Source organism: Enterobacter sp. EC_50 (assembly GCF_019584525.1).
Classification (GTDB): domain Bacteria; phylum Pseudomonadota; class Gammaproteobacteria; order Enterobacterales; family Enterobacteriaceae; genus Enterobacter; species Enterobacter roggenkampii.
In genome coordinates this window covers 137,957-158,744 of record NZ_VDAF01000013.1, presented here as the reverse complement: position 1 = coordinate 158,744, position 20,788 = coordinate 137,957, and the positions used below count along the sequence as shown (strand labels likewise).

Genomic DNA, 20,788 nt, shown 5'->3' with positions numbered 1-20,788 from the left:
AACGGAATAACGCTTGCGTACTACGACCGAAAAACCCAGAGTGTGGTGCGGATAGAGTAAAAGTGTTACCTATGTTCCCGGTCTGATCTGTCACCTATGTATCCGGTCATACAGAAGCGCCACCGGGCATCAAGGCTACATCAGAACTTATAATCCACGCCGACAAAGTAGCGACGGCCATCTTCCGTGTAGCTGTAATCGTCGCGGCTCAGATCTTTGTCCAGCAGGTTCTGCACGCCCGCGCGCAGCTTCACGCTTTTCGTCGCCTGCCACGCGGCGCCGGTATTCCAGATAACATAGCCACCCGGCGTTGGGTCGCTGCTGGTCAGCGCGCGTTTCTCACCGGTGTAGTTGCCCTGAACATAGAACGACCAGTCCTGCGTCGCCTTCCAGTCAACGGTCCCGTTGGCGGTGTGGAACGGCAGATCGGACAGCGGTTTGTTGCCGCCGTTGCTGATATCACGACCGTCGTTGTAGGTGTAGTTCAGCGTCACTTTCCAGTCGTCCGCCAGCGGGAATTTCAGCTCGGTCTCCACCCCGCGGATGCGCGCCTTGTTGACGTTGTAGTAGCGGAAAATCGGTTCACCGTCCGCATTCAGGCCAACGTAGTTAGGGTAGCTCTGCGCCTGCTTCGCATTGGCCGTACGGCTGATGCTGATGCGGTCATCGACGTTATTCTGGAAGGTGGTCACGCTGGCCTGCACGCCCTCTAACCAGCCCTCTTCCCCGCTGTAGTACAGGCCGAATTCGAAGCTCTCGCTGGTTTCCGGCTTCAGATCCGGGTTACCGACAATCTCACAGGCACCGCGGCACGAGCCGGTGACCCAGTCCGGGCTCAGCTGCAGCAGTGACGGCGCTTTAAACGCGGTCGCCCAGCCCCCTTTCACCGTGACGGTATCGGTCGCGTTGTAGACCAGATAGGCGCGCGGGCTCCAGTGGTCGCCGTAGGTATCATGGTCGTCCATACGGATGCCGGTGGTCAGCGCCAGAGGTTCAAAAATACGCCACTCGTCCTCCAGGAACAGGGCATACTGGCTTGTCGACGTACTGCTGCTGGAGCCGCCCGTCAGGTTGACCGGATCCTTCAGCTTATCGTGACGCCATTCGCCTCCGAAGGTCATCAGCTGGTTGATGTCGCCCAGCGGCAGCACGTATTTCCCGTCTACCGCGTTGCTCTCGGAGGTGATCGGATTGCTGTTGCCCGGGTTTTTGTTATCCACCTTCTCGCCGTAAACCTTCAGCTCGCTGTTGCCGACGCCCCAGCGGCCGTTGTGGCTGAGAGAGTAGTTCTGACGTTCAAGGCGGTTTTTGTCGAGGGAATCCGAGTCACGATCCTGACGGTCGAAACCGTAGCCCGCCGTAAAGTCGTGATTTTCAGACGGCGTCCAGGCGAACTCCACATTCGCATCGCGGCTGGTGAAGCCTTCAATGCGCGGTGTTTCACCGCTCGCCGTGGTAGAGGACTTCTGCTGACCGTCTTTCTCACGCTTTGCGAGGCTACCGTAGGCTTTCAGCCCCAGCAGGCCGTCCACCAGCGGACCGCTGGTATAGAACTGGCCGTCGTACGTATCACCACGATCGCGATGTTCCTGAATTGTGGAATCAGCGCTCAGGGTGCCCGTCCATTTCTGGCCGATTTTTTTGGTGATAATGTTCACTACGCCGCCCAGCGCATCGGAGCCATAAAGCGAGGACATCGGCCCGCGCACCACTTCGATTCGTTCGATGGCGTCAACCGGCACCCAGTTGAGGTCGAAATCATTATGGCGGAACACCGCGTTACGGGAATTGACGCGCTTGCCGTCGATCAGGATCAGCGTGTAGCTGCTGTCCAGCCCGCGAATACTTACCCCTTTACGGTTGTCCCCTTCGCTCGTGAGCTGCACGCCCGGCACATCCCGTAACACATCTTTCAGGTTCTGAACGGGTTTGCGCTGCAAATCTTCCTGGGTAATCACGCTGATGCTTGCCGGTGCGTCTTTCAGGTTTTGCTCGGTCGCGGAGGCCGTAACAACCATTGTGTCGCCGGATTCCGCTGCGATAACAGGCAGGGCCAGGGACATTGCGGACGCACAAAGTCCTCCCCTGACGAAGGGATTCAACCTAAACATTCCATATCTCCATGAGGTAAATACAACTCAATCAAATCATCATTGCTCACAGCGTCTTCCTTGCCGCCCACATCTCCGGTGGGTCGGTGACACGCTTATTTTTGATAACGATAAAGCAAACGATAATTATTATCAATTAAATTGTTAAGAAATATATCTTTGTTACAGGAGGCGGAAATAAAAAAGCCCGCTCAAACGAGCGGGCTAAGAGAGAGGAAGTGCGATTATTGTTTAAATCGTTCCGGGAATTCCATTTCACTGTAGCGAACGAAGTGTGTTCCTTTCGTCAGCTTGTAGCCAAACCAGATGACGAGGAACAGCGGAATACCAATGTAGGTTGCCGTGACGGCGCCCCAGTCAATGGTGTCCGCCAGGAACGCTTCATAGTTCTGTCCCAGCGTAATAATCAGGCACAGAATGAAGGCGAAAATGGGACCCAGCGGGAAGAACCCTGAGCGATACGGCAGCTGGTTAACGTCATAACCCTGTTTGACGTAGCCACGGCGGAAACGATAGTGGCTAATGGCAATCCCCAGCCAGGCAATAAAGCCCGTCATCCCGGAGGTGTTAAGCAGCCACAGGTACACCGTCTGGTTGCCAAACATAGAGGTCAGGAAGCACAGACCGGCAATCACCGTTGTGGCGTACAGTGCGTTGCGCGGTACGCCGCCACGGGACAGTTTCGCGAAGATACGCGGCGCTTTACCGTCACATGCCAGCGTGTAGAGCATACGGGTGGACGCGTACATTCCGGAATTACCGGCAGAAAGTACGGCGGTCAGGATAACGGCGTTCATCACTGCTGCGGCTGAAAGCAGGCCGGCATGCTGGAAGACCAGCGTGAACGGGCTGACGCTAATGTCTTTGACGTCATTACGCAGCAGGCTTGGATCGGTGTACGGAATGATCAGGCTGATAATCAGGATCGCGAACACATAGAACAGCAGGATACGCCAGAAGACCTGACGAACCGCGCGCGGAATATTCTTCTCCGGGTTCTCTGACTCACCGGCAGCAATGCCAATCAGCTCGGTTCCCTGGAAGGAGAAGCCGACAATCATTGCCACGCCAATCATTGCCGACAGTCCACCGGCAAACGGCGCATCGCCTATTGTCCAGTTACTCCAGCCCGCAGGTTCAGCGCCTTTGAAAATACCAACGATCATCGCCACACCGACGACGATAAAGATGATGACGGTTGCCACTTTGATCAAAGAGAACCAGTATTCCGCTTCGCCGAAACCGCGCACGGAGATGTAGTTCAGCAGGAAGATGACGGCCAGGAACAGGGCGCTCCAGATCCAGCCCGGCGTATCCGGGAACCACCAGTTCATCACCAGCTGTGCGGCAACGAGGTCAACGGCAATAGTGACCGCCCAGTTGTACCAGTAGTTCCAGCCCAGCGCGAAGCCGAAGCCTTCTTCAACGTATTTTTGACCATAGGTCGAGAACGAACCGGATACCGGCATGTACGCGGCCAGTTCGCCGAGACTGGTCATCAGGAAGTACACCATCAGGCCAATCAGGATATAAGAGAAAAGTGCCCCACCCGGGCCGGCTGCCGAAATCGTTGCGCCAGAGGCAACGAAAAGACCTGTACCGATGGAGCCGCCAATGGCGATCATCGTCAGGTGACGCGCCTTGAGTTCACGACGTAGCGTGGGCGCTTCTGTGGTTTTAATTTCTGAAACCATATGAAAATGCTGTCCATTTAATAAATGAGGCGCGATTGTAGCAGACGATCCGCGTTCCTTCCGGCAGAAATACTCAGTTATAAGAGAGCTTCATGACGCGGCCAGGATTATAAGTAAAGCATAATTTTTCCCTCTTCCCTTTGGGGTGAGGGACGCTGTCAGATTTCGCAATAGCGCAGAAAACGCTGCAGGGAGCTGGAAAGGTGTTTCTGGCGATGATGAATGCACCACAGCGTGCGCACCAGTTTCGGGAGCGGAACGGGAATTTCCACCAGCGATCCGGTTTCCAGCTGTTCGGCAATAACGCGCCGGGAAAGACAGCTGATACCCAATCCGTGGCGCACCGCGTGCTTAATCGCCTCGGAGTTCCCCAATTCCATCCCCAGCTGGAAATGCGGCAGATGGGACAGCAGCAGGTAATCGACAATTTCACGCGTGCCGGAGCCCTGCTCGCGCAGGATCCACTGCGCCTGCGCCAGCCGCTCCAGCGTCACCTCGCCCTGCAATAACGATGAGGCCGGGGACGCAAACACCACCAGCTCGTCTTCCAGCCAGGGCTCGGCAATGATATCGACGTTGTGGCAGGGCCCCTCGATGAGGCCGATATCCACGCGGAAGTCGATCACCGCGTTGATGACGTCCTGGCTATTGCCCACGCTCATCTCCAGCGGCAGGGTGGGAAAATCCCGGCGGTAGCGGGCGATCACCTCCGGGAGAATGTAGTTCCCGATGGTGCTGCTGGCGTAGACGCGGATCGCGCCGTTATCTTCGCGGAACAGCTGTTCGATTTCGATAGCCTGCTCCAGCAGCGCCAGCGCGCGTGGATAAAGAAGACGACCGTGTTCGTTGACCACCAGACGCTTCCCTACCCTGTCGAAAAGCTGAACGCCCAGCTGTCCTTCAAGATCGGTCAACGCCGCGCTGACCGCAGACTGCGAGAGCGCCAGCATTTGTGACGCCTGGGTCGTCGAGCCGCTTTTCAGCACCTCGGCAAACACTTCCAGCTGACGCAAAGTAATGTGCATGGTTGCTTACCACTTATATAGATTGATTATAAGTATATAATCAATTTTATTTTTAAGCCAGACCGCCGTAACCTTTAGCCAGACAAAGGAGAAGGTTATGTCAGAAATCACCTTACAACATCATCGTACAGTGTGGCACTTCGTGCCGGGTCTTGCGCTCAGCGCCGCAGTGACCGCCGTCGCGCTGTGGGGCGGCAGCATCCCGGCCATCGCCGGCGCGGGTTTCAGCGCGCTGACGCTCGCCATTTTGCTCGGCATGGTCGTGGGTAACACCGTTTATCCACATATCTGGAAATCCTGCGACGGCGGCGTAATCTTTGCCAAGCAGCATCTGCTGCGTCTTGGGATCATTCTTTATGGCTTTCGTCTCACCTTTTCGCAGATTGCGGATGTGGGTGCGAGCGGGATCGCCATCGACGTTCTGACCCTGACCAGCACCTTTTTACTGGCCTGCTTTATCGGTCAGAAAGTGTTTGGCCTGGACAGGCAAACCAGCTGGCTGATCGGTGCCGGGAGCAGTATCTGTGGCGCTGCGGCGGTGCTGGCAACGGAGCCGGTCGTGAAAGCCGAAGCCAGCAAGGTAACGGTTGCCGTCGCGACGGTGGTGATCTTCGGTACGCTGGCGATTTTCCTCTACCCGGCCATGTATCCGCTGGTCGCCCACTGGTTTAGCCCGGAAACCTACGGCATCTATATCGGCTCGACCATGCACGAAGTGGCCCAGGTGGTCGCAGCAGGACACGCCATTAACCCGGACGCCGAAAACGCAGCGGTGATTGCCAAAATGCTGCGCGTGATGATGCTGGCGCCGTTCCTGATTTTCCTGGCGGCACGGGTTAAACAGCTGGCTCCGGCGGGCGGCAGCGAGAAGAGCAAAATCACCATTCCGTGGTTTGCGATCCTGTTCATCGTGGTCGCTATCTTTAACTCCTTCCACCTGCTGCCGAAAGCGGTGGTGGATATGCTGGTGACGCTGGATACCGTACTGCTGGCGATGGCCATGGCGGCGCTGGGGGTGACCACGCACGTCAGCGCGCTGAAAAAAGCCGGTGCGAAACCGCTGCTGATGGCGCTGGTGCTCTTCATCTGGCTGATTGTCGGCGGTGGCGCAATTAACCTCGCGGTCCATAGCCTGATGGCATAAACCACTACATCCTTCTCCTGTTAACCCGCTATCATAGGCATTTCGGGTTAACAGGAGTCCCTTTATGAAATATGTTGGAGCGCACGTTAGCGCTGCTGGTGGCCTTGCGAATGCCGCCATTCGCGCCGCCGAAATTGAGGCGACCGCTTTCGCCCTGTTCACCAAAAATCAGCGCCAGTGGCGCGCCGCACCGCTCACCGCTGAGGTGATTGATGATTTCAAAGCCGCCTGTGAGAAATACCGCTACGGGCCCGGCCAGATCCTCCCCCACGACAGCTACCTGATCAACCTCGGTCACCCGGTTGAAGAAGCGCTGGAAAAATCCCGCGAGGCGTTTCTGGATGAAGTGCAGCGCTGCGAACAGCTGGGGCTGACGCTGCTGAACTTCCATCCGGGCAGCCATCTGATGCAGATCGACGAAGATGCCTGCCTGGCGCGCATTGCGGAGTCCATCAACATCACTCTGGATAAAACCAAAGGCGTGACGGCGGTGATTGAGAACACCGCTGGTCAGGGCAGCAACCTCGGCTTTAAGTTCGAACATCTGGCGGCGATTATCGACGGCGTGGAGGACAAATCCCGCGTCGGCGTGTGCATTGATACCTGTCACGCGTTTGCCGCCGGTTATGACCTGCGCACCACCGAGGCAACGAAAAACACGTTTGATGAGTTCGAGCGCATTGTGGGCTTTAAATACCTGCGTGGAATGCACTTAAACGATGCGAAAAGCGCCTTTGGCAGCCGCGTTGACCGCCATCACAGCCTGGGCGAAGGCAACATTGGCCACGATGCGTTCCGCTTTATCATGCAGGACGCTCGCTTCGACGGTATTCCGATGGTGCTGGAAACCATCAATCCGGACATCTGGGCAGAAGAGATTGCCTGGCTGAAGGCACAGCAAACCGCTGAACAGGCGGCATAAAAAAAGCCGGGTTGCATCAGCACCCGGCTTTTTTATGGCTTACCGCTTACGCTGCTTTCGCCACAACTTCCGCTTCCGGACGTTTCAGCACCGCGTAAGAGAGGCCCGCCACCAGCGTACCGGCAACAATCGCCAGCAGGTAGCCCAGTACCGGGGTGATGGCGCCAGGGATCAGCAGCACGAACAGACCGCCGTGTGGTGCCATCAGTTTTGCGCCAATCGCCATGGAGATCGCCCCCGTCACCGCACCACCTGCGATACAGCACGGCAGCACACGCATTGGGTCACGCGCCGCGAACGGAATCGCGCCTTCGGTGATGAAGCACAAACCCAGCACCAGCGCGGCTTTACCACCTTCCTGCTGCGCTTTATCGAACTTACGACGGGCAATAATCGTCGCCAGGCCGAGCGCCAGCGGAGGCACCATGCCTGCCGCCATGATGGCCGCCATTGGCGCGTAGGTCTGGGTACTCAGCAGGCCCACACCAAAGGCGTACGCCGCTTTGTTCACCGGCCCCCCCATGTCGGTACACATCATGCCGCCGAGGATTGCACCCAGCAGAACCGCGTTCGCGGTGCCCATGGTCTGCAGCCAGTGGGTCAGACCCGCCAGGATGCCCGCAACCGGCTTACCAATCAGGTAAATCATCGCCAGGCCGACCACCAGGCTGGAAATCAGCGGGATGATCAGGATCGGCTTCAGCGCTTCCATACTCTGCGGCAGCTTCAGCTTCGAGCTAATCAGCTTCGCGACGTAACCGGCGAGGAAGCCCGCGATGATACCGCCGATGAAGCCAGAACCGGTGCTCACGGCCAGCATACCGCCGATAAGACCCGGGGTCAGACCCGGGCGGTCAGCAATGGAGAAGGCAATAAAGCCCGCCAGTACCGGCACCATCAGGGCGAAGGCTGAACCCCCGCCGATCTGCATCAGCGCAGCCGCCAGAGTACCTTGTTCTTTAAACGCGGTGATACCAAACGCGAACGAGAGCGCGATACACAGACCGCCCGCGACCACCATCGGCAGCATGTAAGACACGCCGGTCAGCAGGTGACGATAGGCGCCTGCGGACTCTTTCTTCCCTTCCGTCGCGGTCTGGCGGGCGCCGGTTGCCTGATACGGCTTCGCTTCCACCAGCGCTTTATCAAACTCCTGCGCGGTCTTTTTCAGCGCCAGGCCGGTGGAGGTACGGTACATTGGCTTACCGGCAAATTTCGCGAGGTCCACTTCGATATCCGCCGCCACAATCACCAGATCGGCCTCCGCCACTTCTTCAGGGGTGATCGCATTGCCGGCACCGACGGAGCCGCGCGTTTCAACTTTTACCCACCAGCCGCGTTTTTTTGCTTCGGTTTCAATGGCTTCAGCCGCCATAAAGGTGTGAGCCACCCCCGTCGGACAGGCCGTCACCGCAACAATGCGTTTCGGGCCCGTGGCCGCAGCCGGTGCCGTCGCGACAGGCGCGCTGTAGACAGACGCGTGACCTTTTGCTTCGCTCAGGAACAGTTCCGGATGTGCCACCGCGCGATTAATATCGCCCAGCCACACTTTTTTGCCGTTCAGCGCACTGTCAGCCGGGATGTTGTCGCCCAGGACAATGGCCAGTTCGGCATCGCCCGGGTTATCAGTCATCTCGAGATGTGCTTTGTTCGCCGCCGCTCCCAGCAAGGTCTTCGCCATATAGGCGCGTGCCTGTCCGAGACCGGAGTCAATGATCAGCAGCGTTTTCATTATTCCTCTCCTGCTGTTAGTTAAAAGGTTTTAAGTCAACGCGCGCCATCATCGCGGCTAACTGGGTACGATCGGTAATACCGACATTGCTCTGGCTGACGGCCAGGGCAGCAACGGCAGTGGCAAGACGTAAAGTATGTTCACTGGATTCCCGCATCAGCAGACCATAAATCAGTCCGCCAACCATGGAATCCCCTGCGCCAACGGTACTCACAACCTCCATTGACGGCGGTTTGGCGATCCATTCGCCAGACGCGTTAACCCACAACGCGCCTTCTGCACCAAGAGAGATCACCACGTGAGCGATACCCTGCTCGCGCAGCGCATGGGCAGCGTCAATCACATCTTTTAATTCTGGCAGCTTACGGCCCGCCCAGATCTCCAGCTCGCGGCGATTTGGCTTCACCAGCCACGGCGAGGCTTTCAGGCCCGCGACCAGCGCGTCACGGCTGCTGTCAAAAATAATGCATGGGCACTGGCTGCGCAGGCGCGTCATCCAGTCGGTAAACGCTTCCGGGCTGACGCCGGACGGCAGGCTACCGCTGACGCACACCATGTCGAACTGGCCCAGCCAGGTCAGCGAGTCGTTGACAAAGCGCTCCCAGTCTGACGGCGTCACTTCGAAGCCAGAGAAGTTCAGATCGGTCACTTCACCGTCTTTCTCCGTCAGCTTAACGTTGATACGGGTACGGCCCTGAACAACCTGGAAACGGTTGGCAATGCCCAGCTCGCTGAACAGCTGCTGGAAACCATCCTGGTTGTCTTTGCCGAGGAATCCGCCCACGGTGACATCGATACCGAGATCCTTGAGCACTTTCGCGACGTTAATCCCTTTGCCCGCAGCATGCAGGCCGGTGGTACGCACGAGGTTAACTTCGCCGCGCTCAATTTCCGGGCAAAACCCCACCAGGTCATAAGCCGGGTTCAGCGTAATAGTCGCAACACGTCTGCTCATTATGCGCCCTCCCCCAGACCCGCCGCGATGGCATCGCCAATCGCTTTCAGCGCCTGTTCAGCATCGGCACCCTGCGCGGTGAAACGCAGACGGTGGCCTTTCTTCACGCCCAGCGCGACCACTTTCATCAGACTACGGCCGTTGGCCGGTTTGCCCGTGCCGTCAAGATTCGCCACGGTAATCTCACTCTCAAATTGTTTAATGGTATTCACCAGCATGGTGCCCGGACGGGCATGCAGGCCGTGCTCGTTACGCACCACGAACTCCGCGGTTAGCACGTCATCCGTCAGCGCATCATCACTGGTCAGCAGTGCCAGCACGGTGGACGCATCAGCGTTCAGCAGTTTTTCAGCTTTGTTGTTCAGCAGCAGATCGCCAAGACGCTTCAGCACGGAAACCGGCTGTTCATCAGCCATCGCGACGGTCACCAGCATGGCTGCGCGCTCGCCTTCTACCTCAAACGCCGAGGCAGCACGGCTCACGGCAATCGCACTGCGCAGGTTGCCTTCAGCACTGTCGTTCAGCCAGATACCCTGACCCAGATTCAACGGCTTATCGTTAATCACGCGCGTCACAAAGGTGGCATCCGCCGCGCCGGCTTCTTTCAGACGACCCGCGTTAAGCGCCTGCAGCGTCACCAGATCGGAAGCAACCACATCCAGCGTCAGCGTTTCATTATCCAGTTTCAGCGCTTCACTCTGTTTTTCGCCCATCAGCAAGGCGCGCAGCTCTTCCGCGGTGGTGGCGGATTTAAGCTGTTCAGCCACCGCGTCATCGCTCAGAACATGCGTCAGCTGACGCAGCAGACCTAAATGTTCATCGCTGCTGGCCGCGATACCGATGGCCACATAGGCCACCTGACCGTCGCCCCAGAGCACGCCCTGCGGGAACTGATACACCTTAACGCCGGTTTTCAGCACCTGATCGCGGGTGTCGGTGGTACCGTGCGGAATGGCAATGCCATTGCCGAGGAAGGTTGAAGTCTGCTGCTCGCGGGCCAGCATGCCGTTGACATAGCCGTCCGCGACGTTACCCGCCTGCACAAGCGCAGCGGCAACCTGGCGAATAGCCTCTTCTTTATCCCCGGCCTGAGCGCCCGGGTGGATATCCTGAACAGATAACTGGAACATGGTTCTCCACTCCTGCTGAACTTGAATCGTTTCAGCTTTAATGAGAAAAAATGCGCTAGCCTGCTCCGTTTGTTAAAACAAGATAGCGCTGAAACGTTTCAAAAAGTCTTGCGCTTTCTGCTGTACCTTGCAAGTAAACTCGTCTTTCTGATATCAGAATTTAGAGATACAGCACATTTCTTCTTCATTGAGCTGAATTTTGCTGAAGTTCAGCAAGTCAGTTTCAGCTAAGGTCAGCAGCGTGAGAGGCAAGTTGAAATGCCATTTTGATTTTTCGTGGCATCATTGACCGCACCCACTGTTTATTTTTTAGCTGACGGCGTACACTCCGCCCCTCTCTGCTACTCGCTAATTATAAAACATGCATAACACCCCTGCGGCTGCCTCGCCAAAGCCCTTTGACTTGACCTCAGCGGCCTTCCTGATTGTTGCCTTTTTCACGGGCATTGCCGGTGCATTACAGACGCCGACGCTGAGCTTATTTCTGACCAATGAGGTTCATGTTCGTCCGGCGCTGGTTGGCTTCTTTTTTACCGGAAGCGCCATCATCGGCATCCTGGTCAGTCAGTTTCTGGCGGGGCGATCCGACAGAAAAGGCGATCGTAAAAGCCTGATCGTTTTCTGCTGCCTGCTGGGGGTCATGGCCTGCGTTCTGTTTGCCTGGAACCGCAACTACTTCATTCTGCTTTTCGTCGGGGTATTCCTGAGCAGCTTTGGCTCGACGGCTAACCCACAGCTGTTTGCGCTTGCCCGCGAACACGCCGACCATACCGGACGTGAAGCGGTGATGTTCAGCTCTGTCCTGCGTGCGCAGGTGTCGCTGGCGTGGGTGATTGGCCCGCCGCTGGCCTACGCGCTGGCGATGGGTTTTGGCTTTACGGTGATGTACCTGAGCGCGGCAGTCGCGTTTGTGGCGTGCGGCGCGCTGGTGTGGTTCTTCCTGCCGTCCATGCGCAAAGAGCCCAAGGTGGCAACGGGTGTGCTGGAAGCGCCGCGCCGTAACCGCCGCGATGCCCTGCTCCTGTTCGCGATCTGCACGCTGATGTGGGGCACCAATAGCCTGTATATCATCAATATGCCGCTGTTTATCATTAATGAACTGCACCTGCCGGAGAAGCTGGCGGGCATCATGATGGGCACCGCAGCCGGGCTTGAGATCCCGACCATGCTGATCGCGGGCTATTACGCCAGGCGCTTCGGGAAACGTTTTTTAATGCGCATCGCCGCCGTCGCCGGTCTGCTGTTTTATATCGGCATGCTGACGGTACATACGCCGGGGCTATTGCTGGCGTTACAGCTCCTGAACGCTATCTATATTGGTATTCTCGCCGGGATAGGCATGCTTTATTTCCAGGATCTGATGCCGGGCCAGGCAGGCTCCGCCACCACCCTTTATACTAATACCACCCGCGTGGGCTGGATTATTGCCGGTTCAATGGCCGGTGTCGTGGCCGAAATCTGGAACTATCACACGGTGTTCTGGATTGCGCTGGTGATGTGTACGCTGACGATTGGCTGCCTGGCGAGGATTAAAGACGTTTAAGGCGCGGTTAGCGCTTCCAGCTCAAGAAGGTACGTTATCGCCTGCTCTCGCGTGCTGCCGCACATTTCAGCCGTGGGCTGAAGCCCGGAGCAGACCTTCGGGCGCAACGGTGAGCCAAAGATCATGCACAGGTTCGTTTCCGAGAGCTGAACGCAGCGGGTATTGGCAGGTTTGCCCTCGGGCATTCCTGGAATGGGGCTTGAAATGGACGGTGCAGTACAGCACGCGCCACAATCGGGACGACAATCCATAAATGCTCTCTTTCGCTGGCGAATGCCCGTACGGTCGGGCATCGCGCGCACAGTAACACCTTTTGTGTATTGATAGCAAAAGCCACGAATTCCTCTTGCCTGAAAGGCCGCGCGCGAGTAATTTGGCGCGATATTTTTTACCTCCCGTAAACAGGATTACTGCAATGCCAAGAGCGAACGAAATTAAGAAAGGTATGGTACTGAATTACAACGGCAAATTGCTGATTGTGAAAGATATCGATATTCAGGCACCAAGCGCCCGTGGTGCAGCTACGCTGTACAAAATGCGTTTCGCCGATGTGCGTACCGGCCTGAAGGTGGAAGAGCGCTTTAAAGGTGACGATATCGTCGATACCGTGACCCTGACCCGTCGCTATGTTGATTTCTCCTACATCGACGGCAACGAATATGTGTTCATGGACAAAGAAGATTACACCCCGTATATCTTCACCAAAGACCAGATTGAAGAAGAGCTGCTGTTCATCCCTGAAGGCGGTATGCCTGATATGCAGGTTCTGACCTGGGACGGCGTGCTGCTGGCGCTGGAACTGCCTCAGACCGTCGATCTGGAAATCGTTGAAACGGCACCAGGCATCAAAGGCGCATCCGCCAGTGCCCGCAACAAACCGGCTACCCTGACCACCGGCCTGGTTGTGCAGGTGCCGGAATACCTTTCTGCTGGCGAGAAAATCCGCATCCATATCGAAGAAAAACGCTATATGGGTCGCGCTGACTGATCGCGGCGTTTGTCGGGTGGCGCTACGCTTACCCGACCTACGACAAAACCGGCCCAGAAGCCGGTTTTTGTGTTTTTGTAGGCTGGGTAAGGCGAAGCCGCCACCCGGCAATTCCGGTTACAGCAGCTCCGGATACTTCGTCATCTTCAGCGCCAGCTCAACGCCGCGCACTTCCGCCATCCCTTTAAGACGGCCAATCGCCGAATAGCCCGGGTTGGTTTTCTTACGCAGATCGTCCAGCATCTGGTGTCCGTGATCCGGACGGAACGGGATAGGACGCACATCGCCAGCCTGCTTGCGACGCGCCTCTTCCGCCAGAATAGCGTCTACCACCGCGACCATATTCACATCACCGCCCAGGTGCGCCGCCTCGTGGAAGGTTTTTGGATTCTCTTCACGGCAGGTCGCGCGCAGATGCGTAAAGTGAATGCGATCGCCGAAGGTTTCAATCATCCGCACCAGATCGTTATCGGCCCGCACGCCGTAGGAGCCGGTACACATGGTAAAGCCGTTGTGGATGCTGTCGACCGTCTCTTTCAGCCACTGCATATCTTCAATCGTAGACACGATACGCGGCAGGCCGAGGATAGGACGCGGGGGATCGTCCGGATGTACCGCCAGGCGAACCCCCACCTCTTCCGCAACCGGCACAATTGCGCGCAGGAAATACGCCATGTTTTCACGCAGCTGCTGCTTATCAATATTGCCGTACTCCGCCAGGCGGGCGCGGAACTGATCCAGCGTATACCCCTCTTCGGCACCCGGCAGGCCCGCAATAATATTACGGGTCAGCTTTTCGATATCCGCGTCGCTGGCGGCATTGAACCATTGGAGCGCCTGCTGCTGCTCTTCAGCGGTGTAATCCGCTTCTGCGCCAGGGCGTTTCAGAATGTGCAGTTCGAATGCCGCAAAGGCAATCTGATCGAAACGCAGCGCTTTTGAGCCGTCCGGCATTTGATATTCGAGGTCTGTACGCGTCCAGTCCAGAATGGGCATGAAGTTGTAGCAAACGGTATCAATACCGCAGGCCGCGAGGTTACGGATGCTCTGCTGATAGTTGGCAATCCAGGTCTGATACTCGCCGGAATGGGTTTTGATGTCTTCGTGAACCGGAATGCTTTCTACCACAGACCAGGTTAATCCCTTCTCCGCCAGCAGCGCCTGACGCGTCTGGATTTCCTCTACCGGCCAGACCTGACCGTTAGGAATATGATGCAGCGCCGTGACGACACCCGTTGCGCCAGCCTGACGCACATCATCAAGAGAAACCGGATCGTTCGGCCCGTACCAACGCCAGGTTTGTTCCATTGCCTCACCCTCTCAAGTTGTTATACCAATATGCGTTACTACAATGACGACTACCATACATGTTTACCGCGAAGGGTCAATACACCGCCACACATTGATTGATCAAACTCACATAACGGGGATATTTACGGCTCACCAATTTTATTTGCTGTCATATAACTTTACACTGGCATTGTTAATTAATGGTTAATCAGGTGTATCTCATGAAGACAATTGCCTCCACCGCCCTTCCTGCCCGGGTTCAGCAACCGCGCTACGATCGTCAGCAACTGCGCTCCCGCATCGTCCACTTTGGCTTTGGCGCGTTTCACCGTGCGCACCAGGCATTGTTAACAAATCGGGTGCTGAATGAAAAAGGCGGCGACTGGGGGATTTGTGAGATTAGCCTCTTCAGCGGCGATGTGCTGATGAGCCAGCTGCGCGCGCAGGATCATCTGTTCACCGTGCTGGAAAAAGGGGCTGAAGGAAATGAGGCGATTATCGTCGGTGCCGTCCATGAATGCCTGAACGCAAAGCTGGACTCCCTGCCCGCCATTATTGAGAAATTTTGCGAGCCTCAGGTCGCGATTGTCTCGCTCACCATCACAGAGAAAGGCTATTGCATCGATCCCGCGACCGGGAAACTCGACCTGAATAACCCCCGGATCGTCCACGACCTTGAAAACCCCTCAGAGCCACATTCCGCCCCTGGGATCCTGGTCGAAGCGCTCCATCGCCGCCGCGAGCGCGGCCTGCCTGCCTTTACCGTGCTCTCCTGCGACAATATCCCGGACAACGGGCACGTGGTGAAAAACGCCGTGCTGGGCATGGCGCAAAAACGTTCCGCAGGGTTATCTGAATGGATCGATACCCACGTAAGCTTCCCCGGAACGATGGTCGACAGGATTGTTCCCGCCGCGACGGAGGCCTCGCTGGCGGAAATCACCGACGCGCTCGGCGTGGAAGATCCGTGCGCCATCAGCTGCGAGCCGTTCATTCAGTGGGTAATAGAAGATAATTTTGTCGCCGGCCGTCCCGAGTGGGAAGTGGCGGGTGTCCAGATGGTGCAGGATGTTCTGCCGTGGGAGCAGATGAAATTACGCATGCTCAACGGCAGCCACTCTTTCCTGGCGTATCTCGGGTATCTTGCCGGCTACGCGCATATTAATGAATGCATGGAGGACACAGCGTTCCGCGAAGCCGCCCGTCGGCTGATGCTGAACGAGCAGGCCCCCACGTTACGGATTAAGGATGTCGACCTCACCGCGTATGCCGATAGCCTGCTCGAACGCTTTGCCAACCCGGCCCTCCAGCATCGGACCTGGCAAATCGCGATGGACGGTAGCCAGAAGCTTCCGCAAAGAATGCTGGACGGGATCCGCGTTCATCTTGAGCGAAACACGCCGTGGCCGCTGCTGGCCCTGGGCGTGGCCGGCTGGATACGCTACGTCAGCGGCACCGACGAGCGCGGCAACGCGATTGACGTTCGCGATCCCCTCAGCGATAAAATCCGCACGATCGTCAACGCCAGCAGCGACATCGACCGCGTCCCCGCGCTGCTGGGGCTGAGCGAAGTGTTTGGTCACGATCTCGCGCACAATCGTGTTTTTGTTGAGGCTGTTAGCCAGGCCTATCAGCGCATCACCCGTCACGGCGCACGTCAGGCTGTTATCGAAACGTTAAATATTTAACGATTGTTGCGCTTAACGCGAACGGATAAAGCCTCCGTTCGCCCTTCCCCTTCTCACAGGTCACGTTTTTCGCCAGGATAGAGAACAGTGTTATCGCATCATCATTCTCATCTGGAGCGCACGTGACCAAAACCAACCTCATCACCGGTTTTCTCGGCAGCGGTAAAACCACCTCAATTCTCCACCTGCTGGCGAATAAAGATCCGGCCGAGAAGTGGGCCGTGCTGGTCAATGAATTTGGCGAGGTGGGCATTGACGGCGCGTTACTGTCATCCAGCGGCGCGATGATTAAAGAGATCCCCGGCGGATGCATGTGCTGCGTCAATGGCCTGCCGATGCAGGTGGGGCTCAATACCCTGCTGCGTCAGGGCAAACCCGACCGCCTGCTGATTGAGCCGACCGGGCTGGGCCACCCGAAGCAGATCCTCGATTTACTGACCGCCCCGGTTTACGAGCCGTGGATCGATCTGCGCGCCACACTGTGCCTGCTCGATCCGCGTCAGCTTCTGGATGACAAGGCGGTGGCCAACGAGAACTTCCGCGATCAGCTCGCCTCGGCAGACGTTATCGTCGCCAACAAGGAAGATCGCGCCACGCCTGAAAGCCAGGCCGCGCTGGAGGCGTGGTGGCAACATTTTGGCGGCAATCGCACGCGGGTGCAGACCACCCAGGGGAATATTGATAGCACCCTGCTTGACCTGCCTCGTCTGAACCTCACCGAGCTGCCTGCCAGCGCGGATCATGCGCACAGCCATCCGGTTAAGCAGGGTCTGGCAGCCCTGAGCCTGCCGGAGCACCAGCGCTGGCGTCGTAACCTGAACAGCGGCCAGGGATACCAGGCCTGCGGATGGATTTTCGATGCTGAGACCGTTTTCGATACTATCGGGATTCTGGAGTGGGCCCGCCTTGCGCCCGTCGATCGCGTGAAAGGGATCATGCGCACGCCGGACGGATTGGTGCGGATCAACCGTCAGGGCGACGATTTCTTCATTGAAACGCAGAACGTGGCGCCGCCTGACAGCCGAATAGAGTTAATTAGTGCGGTTAACGCCGACTGGAATGCCCTCCAGTCCAGCCTGTTGAGGATTCGTTTAAGTTCGGGCGGCTAACGTTGCCCCAGTTTTCACTCTATGCAGAACGTTATGACAACTCGATTTCCCCTGATATTACTGCTTAATGTCGCCGGTCTGGCGCTTTTCTTCTCCTGGTATATCCCGGCGAATCATGGTTTCTGGTTCCCCCTGGATTCTGGCATCTTTCACTTCTTCAACCAGGCGCTGGTGAAGAGCGACGCATTCCTGTGGCTGGTGGCCATCACCAACAACCGCGCCTTCGACGGCTTCTCGCTGCTGGCCATGGGCTGCCTGATGCTCTCTTTCTGGCTGAAAGAGGATAAAGCGGGACGTCGGCGTATTCTGATTATCGGTCTGGTAATGCTGCTGTTTGCTGTCGTCATTAATCAGCTGGCTACCGCGATTATTCCGGTTAAGCGTTCCAGCCCTACGCTCTTTTTCACCGATATTTATCGCGTCAGTGAGCTGCTGCATATTCCAACAAAAGATGCGTCGAAGGACAGTTTCCCCGGCGATCACGGCATGATGCTGCTCATTTTTTCCGCAGTCATGCTTCGCTATTTCGGCCGAAAAGCGTTTGCCATAGCCCTGATTATTTTTGTGGTTTTTGCCTTCCCGCGCGTAATGATTGGCGCTCACTGGTTCACCGATATTGCTGTCGGTTCGCTCTCCGTTGCGCTGATTGCGCTGCCGTGGTGTTTAATGACCCCGCTGAGCGACAGGATAATAGCGTTGTTCGATCGCTATCTTCCCGGTAGAGCGCAACAACAATTAAACAAATAACTCACCTAAATTAACGTGAGCTATCAGGGATCGACATGATCCCCGATAGCCTTCCCGCCACGATCTTTTCCCTCTGTCATATTCCTGTCATCACATTCATGATAAAAATGAAGCAATTGCGCGATCACGCGTCGGATCTGACCGCATTTTAAGCAATTACGGATTTTTACTTTCTGTATCACATTTTCTTATAAAAAAAAGGCTTTTTTTACTCGCAATACCCCTGGCAATCGGTTAATCTCGAACTCGTTTTGCCCCATAGGGATAATTATTTCGATGGTGAATAATTTTGTGCGCTATGCCACAAATGTGACCAGAAAGAATTGTCTCGATGTGAACAGATAATTAGTCTCGTCACGTTTGGCATTTTTATAACGATATTTGTCGTTAAGGACTTCAAGGGAAAATAAACAAAATGGTCAAATCTCAACCGTTTCTGAGATATATCTTGCGGGGGATCCCGGCGATAGCAGTCGCGGTACTGTTATCTGCATGTAGTACATCGAACACCGCGAAGAATATGCATCCTGAGACGCGTGTTGTGGGAATGGAAGATTCCTCTTCACTGCAAGCCTCTCAGGATGAATTTGAAAATATGGTACGTAATCTGGACGTGAAGTCCCGCATTATGGACCAGTATGCTGACTGGAAAGGCGTGCGTTATCGTCTTGGCGGCAGCACGAAAACAGGTATTGATTGTTCCGGTTTTGTACAGCGTACGTTCCGCGAGCAATTTGGGTTAGATCTTCCGCGTTCAACCTATGAACAGCAGGAGATGGGCAAGTCGATTTCACGTACCAAACTGCGCACCGGTGATTTAGTACTGTTCCGTGCCGGTTCTACAGGTCGACATGTTGGCATTTACATTGGTAATGACCAGTTCGTACATGCCTCCACCAGTAGCGGTGTGACCATTTCCAGCATGAACGAACCGTACTGGAAGAAGCGTTATAACGAAGCGCGCCGCGTACTGACCCGCAGTTAATATAACTATTGTATCGTTGGTTATCCCTTGGCTGGCGATATGATGAAAAAAAGCACTGCTTCGGCAGTGTTTTTTTTTGCCCGTTACACTGAATACATCAAGCGGCTTTTCAGGAATCACGACGTCTATGCTCACCCGCTACTTTTCCAGTAATCGTAAAATACTGATCCTCAGTATTATCACGGGTCTCATCACTGCCCTGCTTCTGGGTTCCCTGCAATTTTCGTGGAGTTACCACAAGCGGGAAGTCAAATTCGACACCCTGGTGAATGATGTGAGCGCCTACATGGGGAGCTATTTCGAAGACCTAAAAAAAGCGGTCAATGTCCTCCAGCCTCTCACGCTGAACACGTGCCAGGACGTCAACCAGGAACTCACCTCACGCGCGGCCTTCAGCATTAACGTTCGCGCCTTCCTGCTGGTCCGGGACAAGATGGCATTCTGCTCCTCGGCAACAGGCCCGATGAATGCCCCGATGGAGACGCTCATACCTGAGCTGAACATCAATAAACAGATCGATATGGCGTTGCTTCCGGGTACCCCCATGCTGCCTGATGAACCTGCGATTGCGATCTGGTACCGCAACCCATTAGTGAAGGACGGCGGGGTGTTCACTTCTGTGAATATTAATCTGACGCCTTACCTGCTCTATACTGAGCGCCAGGACGAGTTCGCGGGTATCGCTATCATTATCGGCGATAACGCCTTGTCGACGCGGTCCAGCACGCTGGTTCATACCCGCGACTTGCATGACATCCCGGTCCGCACGGCGACGCTGAAAGACCTCCCCCTGACCATCAACCTGTATGCGGACGCATGGACCAGCGATGAAATTCTCTACGCGCTGTTCTTCGGGCTGGTATGCGGGATTTGTGCCGGATCGCTTAACTACTACATCCTCAGCATTCGGCTCAACCCGGGTAAAGAAATTTTAAGCGCTATAAAGCGCGGTCAGTTTTATGTGGTTTATCAGCCCGTCGTCGATGCCAAATCGCTCAGGATGACCGGGCTCGAAGTCCTGATGCGCTGGAAACACCCGACAATGGGGGAAATTCCGCCGGACGCGTTTATCAATTTTGCCGAAGCACAGAAGCTGATTGTCCCGCTGACGCTGCATCTCTTTGACCTTATCATTCACGATGCTCCCGTGTTACAAACGCTGTTACCTCCGGGCGCAAAGGTGGGTATTAACATTGCACCGGGGCATCTGCATGCGGAAAGCTTCAAGGACGATATGCGCACCTTCAAAGCCCTGCTGCCGCCGGATTACTTCCAGATCGTGCTGGAAATTACCGAGCGCGATATGCTCAACCATCGGGAGGCCAACACCCTTTTCGAATGGCTGCATAACGAAGGGTTTGAAATCGCCATTGATGATTTTGGTACCGGCCACAGCGCGCTGATTTACCTTGAGCATTTCACCATGGACTACCTCAAAATCGACCGTGGTTTTGTTAATGCGATCGGTACCGAGACCGTGACGTCGCCGGTGCTGGATGCCGTTCTGACGCTGGCAAGACGACTGAATATGTCGACCGTCGCCGAAGGGGTAGAGACGCCGGAACAGGCGGCCTGGCTGCGCGAACACGGCGTTAACTTCCTGCAGGGATACTGGATTAGCCGCCCGATGCCGCTGGCGCAGTTCCGCGAATGGCGGCCTGATATTTCGCCCGAAGGCGATTAATTTCACATTGCCCGTGACGTCACTTATTATTCAGCTTAACC

General features: G+C 56.0%; 17 protein-coding genes. 9 read left to right on the top strand and 8 right to left on the bottom strand.

Annotated features, from left to right (window positions below):
- Positions 1-140 precede the first annotated feature (140 nt).
- The 3 genes from cirA to yieE all read right to left on the bottom strand — a co-directional run bounded on the left by cirA (position 141) and on the right by yieE (position 4,830).
- On the bottom strand, positions 141-2,111 hold the full coding sequence (cirA, locus tag FHC48_RS12920) for a catecholate siderophore receptor CirA (protein WP_025913183.1): 1,971 nt from the start codon (positions 2,109-2,111) through the stop codon (positions 141-143).
- 224 nt (positions 2,112-2,335) lie between these two features.
- On the bottom strand, positions 2,336-3,805 hold the full coding sequence (locus tag FHC48_RS12915) for an amino acid permease (RefSeq protein ID WP_008500931.1): 1,470 nt from the start codon (positions 3,803-3,805) through the stop codon (positions 2,336-2,338).
- 158 nt (positions 3,806-3,963) lie between these two features.
- Positions 3,964-4,830 carry a DNA-binding transcriptional regulator YeiE gene (gene yieE, locus FHC48_RS12910; protein ID WP_008500932.1) on the bottom strand — a complete coding sequence of 289 codons (867 nt, stop codon included), beginning with the start codon at positions 4,828-4,830 and terminating at the stop codon, positions 3,964-3,966.
- A 97-nt stretch (positions 4,831-4,927) separates the two neighbouring features.
- Here yieE and FHC48_RS12905 point away from each other — a divergent pair, with 97 nt between their 5' ends.
- Complete coding sequence (locus tag FHC48_RS12905) at positions 4,928-5,974, top strand: YeiH family protein (protein ID WP_023294037.1); 1,047 nt, start codon at positions 4,928-4,930, stop codon at positions 5,972-5,974.
- A 64-nt stretch (positions 5,975-6,038) separates the two neighbouring features.
- A complete protein-coding gene (gene nfo, locus FHC48_RS12900) occupies positions 6,039-6,896 on the top strand; it encodes a deoxyribonuclease IV (protein WP_023294038.1) in 858 nt (285 codons plus the stop codon).
- Positions 6,897-6,942: 46 nt separating this feature from the next.
- On the opposite strand, the gene fruA is transcribed toward nfo, so the two are convergent.
- The 3 genes from fruA to fruB are packed head-to-tail and all read right to left on the bottom strand — an operon-like array spanning position 6,943 to position 10,713.
- Positions 6,943-8,628 carry a PTS fructose transporter subunit IIBC gene (fruA, locus tag FHC48_RS12895; RefSeq protein WP_021241512.1) on the bottom strand — a complete coding sequence of 562 codons (1,686 nt, stop codon included), beginning with the start codon at positions 8,626-8,628 and terminating at the stop codon, positions 6,943-6,945.
- Between the two features lie 16 nt (positions 8,629-8,644).
- Positions 8,645-9,583, bottom strand: coding sequence for a 1-phosphofructokinase (gene fruK, locus FHC48_RS12890; protein ID WP_008500936.1), 939 nt, complete (start codon positions 9,581-9,583; stop codon positions 8,645-8,647).
- On the bottom strand, positions 9,583-10,713 hold the full coding sequence (gene fruB, locus FHC48_RS12885; RefSeq protein ID WP_008500937.1) for a fused PTS fructose transporter subunit IIA/HPr protein: 1,131 nt from the start codon (positions 10,711-10,713) through the stop codon (positions 9,583-9,585). The genes fruK and fruB overlap by 1 nt, the downstream gene beginning before the upstream one ends.
- 361 nt (positions 10,714-11,074) lie before the next feature.
- Between fruB and setB the strand changes: the two genes are divergently transcribed.
- Complete coding sequence (setB, locus tag FHC48_RS12880; protein WP_059363840.1) at positions 11,075-12,256, top strand: sugar efflux transporter SetB; 1,182 nt, start codon at positions 11,075-11,077, stop codon at positions 12,254-12,256.
- Here setB and FHC48_RS12875 read toward each other — a convergent pair.
- On the bottom strand, positions 12,253-12,507 hold the full coding sequence (locus tag FHC48_RS12875; protein WP_021241515.1) for a YkgJ family cysteine cluster protein: 255 nt from the start codon (positions 12,505-12,507) through the stop codon (positions 12,253-12,255). The two genes, setB and FHC48_RS12875, sit on opposite strands and share 4 nt — an antisense overlap.
- Before the next feature lie 164 nt (positions 12,508-12,671).
- Here FHC48_RS12875 and yeiP point away from each other — a divergent pair, with 164 nt between their 5' ends.
- Positions 12,672-13,244 (top strand): elongation factor P-like protein YeiP, encoded by a 573-nt coding sequence (gene yeiP / locus FHC48_RS12870; protein ID WP_008500940.1) that lies wholly within the window; start codon positions 12,672-12,674, stop codon positions 13,242-13,244.
- A gap of 117 nt (positions 13,245-13,361) precedes the next feature.
- Here yeiP and uxuA read toward each other — a convergent pair whose 3' ends face one another.
- Positions 13,362-14,552 (bottom strand): mannonate dehydratase, encoded by a 1,191-nt coding sequence (uxuA, locus tag FHC48_RS12865; RefSeq protein ID WP_025913180.1) that lies wholly within the window; start codon positions 14,550-14,552, stop codon positions 13,362-13,364.
- A 203-nt stretch (positions 14,553-14,755) separates the two neighbouring features.
- Between uxuA and FHC48_RS12860 the strand changes: the two genes are divergently transcribed.
- From FHC48_RS12860 to FHC48_RS12840, 5 genes are all read left to right on the top strand, one after another.
- Positions 14,756-16,222, top strand: coding sequence for a mannitol dehydrogenase family protein (locus FHC48_RS12860; protein WP_059363839.1), 1,467 nt, complete (start codon positions 14,756-14,758; stop codon positions 16,220-16,222).
- A gap of 122 nt (positions 16,223-16,344) precedes the next feature.
- Positions 16,345-17,331 (top strand): GTP-binding protein, encoded by a 987-nt coding sequence (locus FHC48_RS12855; RefSeq protein ID WP_008500943.1) that lies wholly within the window; start codon positions 16,345-16,347, stop codon positions 17,329-17,331.
- Between the two features lie 33 nt (positions 17,332-17,364).
- The gene (locus FHC48_RS12850) at positions 17,365-18,078 is read left to right on the top strand and encodes a phosphatase PAP2 family protein (RefSeq protein WP_023618663.1); all 714 of its coding nucleotides are present in this window, start codon (positions 17,365-17,367) and stop codon (positions 18,076-18,078) included.
- 415 nt (positions 18,079-18,493) lie between these two features.
- A complete protein-coding gene (mepS, locus tag FHC48_RS12845) occupies positions 18,494-19,063 on the top strand; it encodes a bifunctional murein DD-endopeptidase/murein LD-carboxypeptidase (protein WP_008500946.1) in 570 nt (189 codons plus the stop codon).
- A gap of 127 nt (positions 19,064-19,190) precedes the next feature.
- A complete protein-coding gene (locus tag FHC48_RS12840) occupies positions 19,191-20,747 on the top strand; it encodes a cyclic di-GMP phosphodiesterase (RefSeq protein WP_008500947.1) in 1,557 nt (518 codons plus the stop codon).
- Positions 20,748-20,788: the final 41 nt, after the last annotated feature.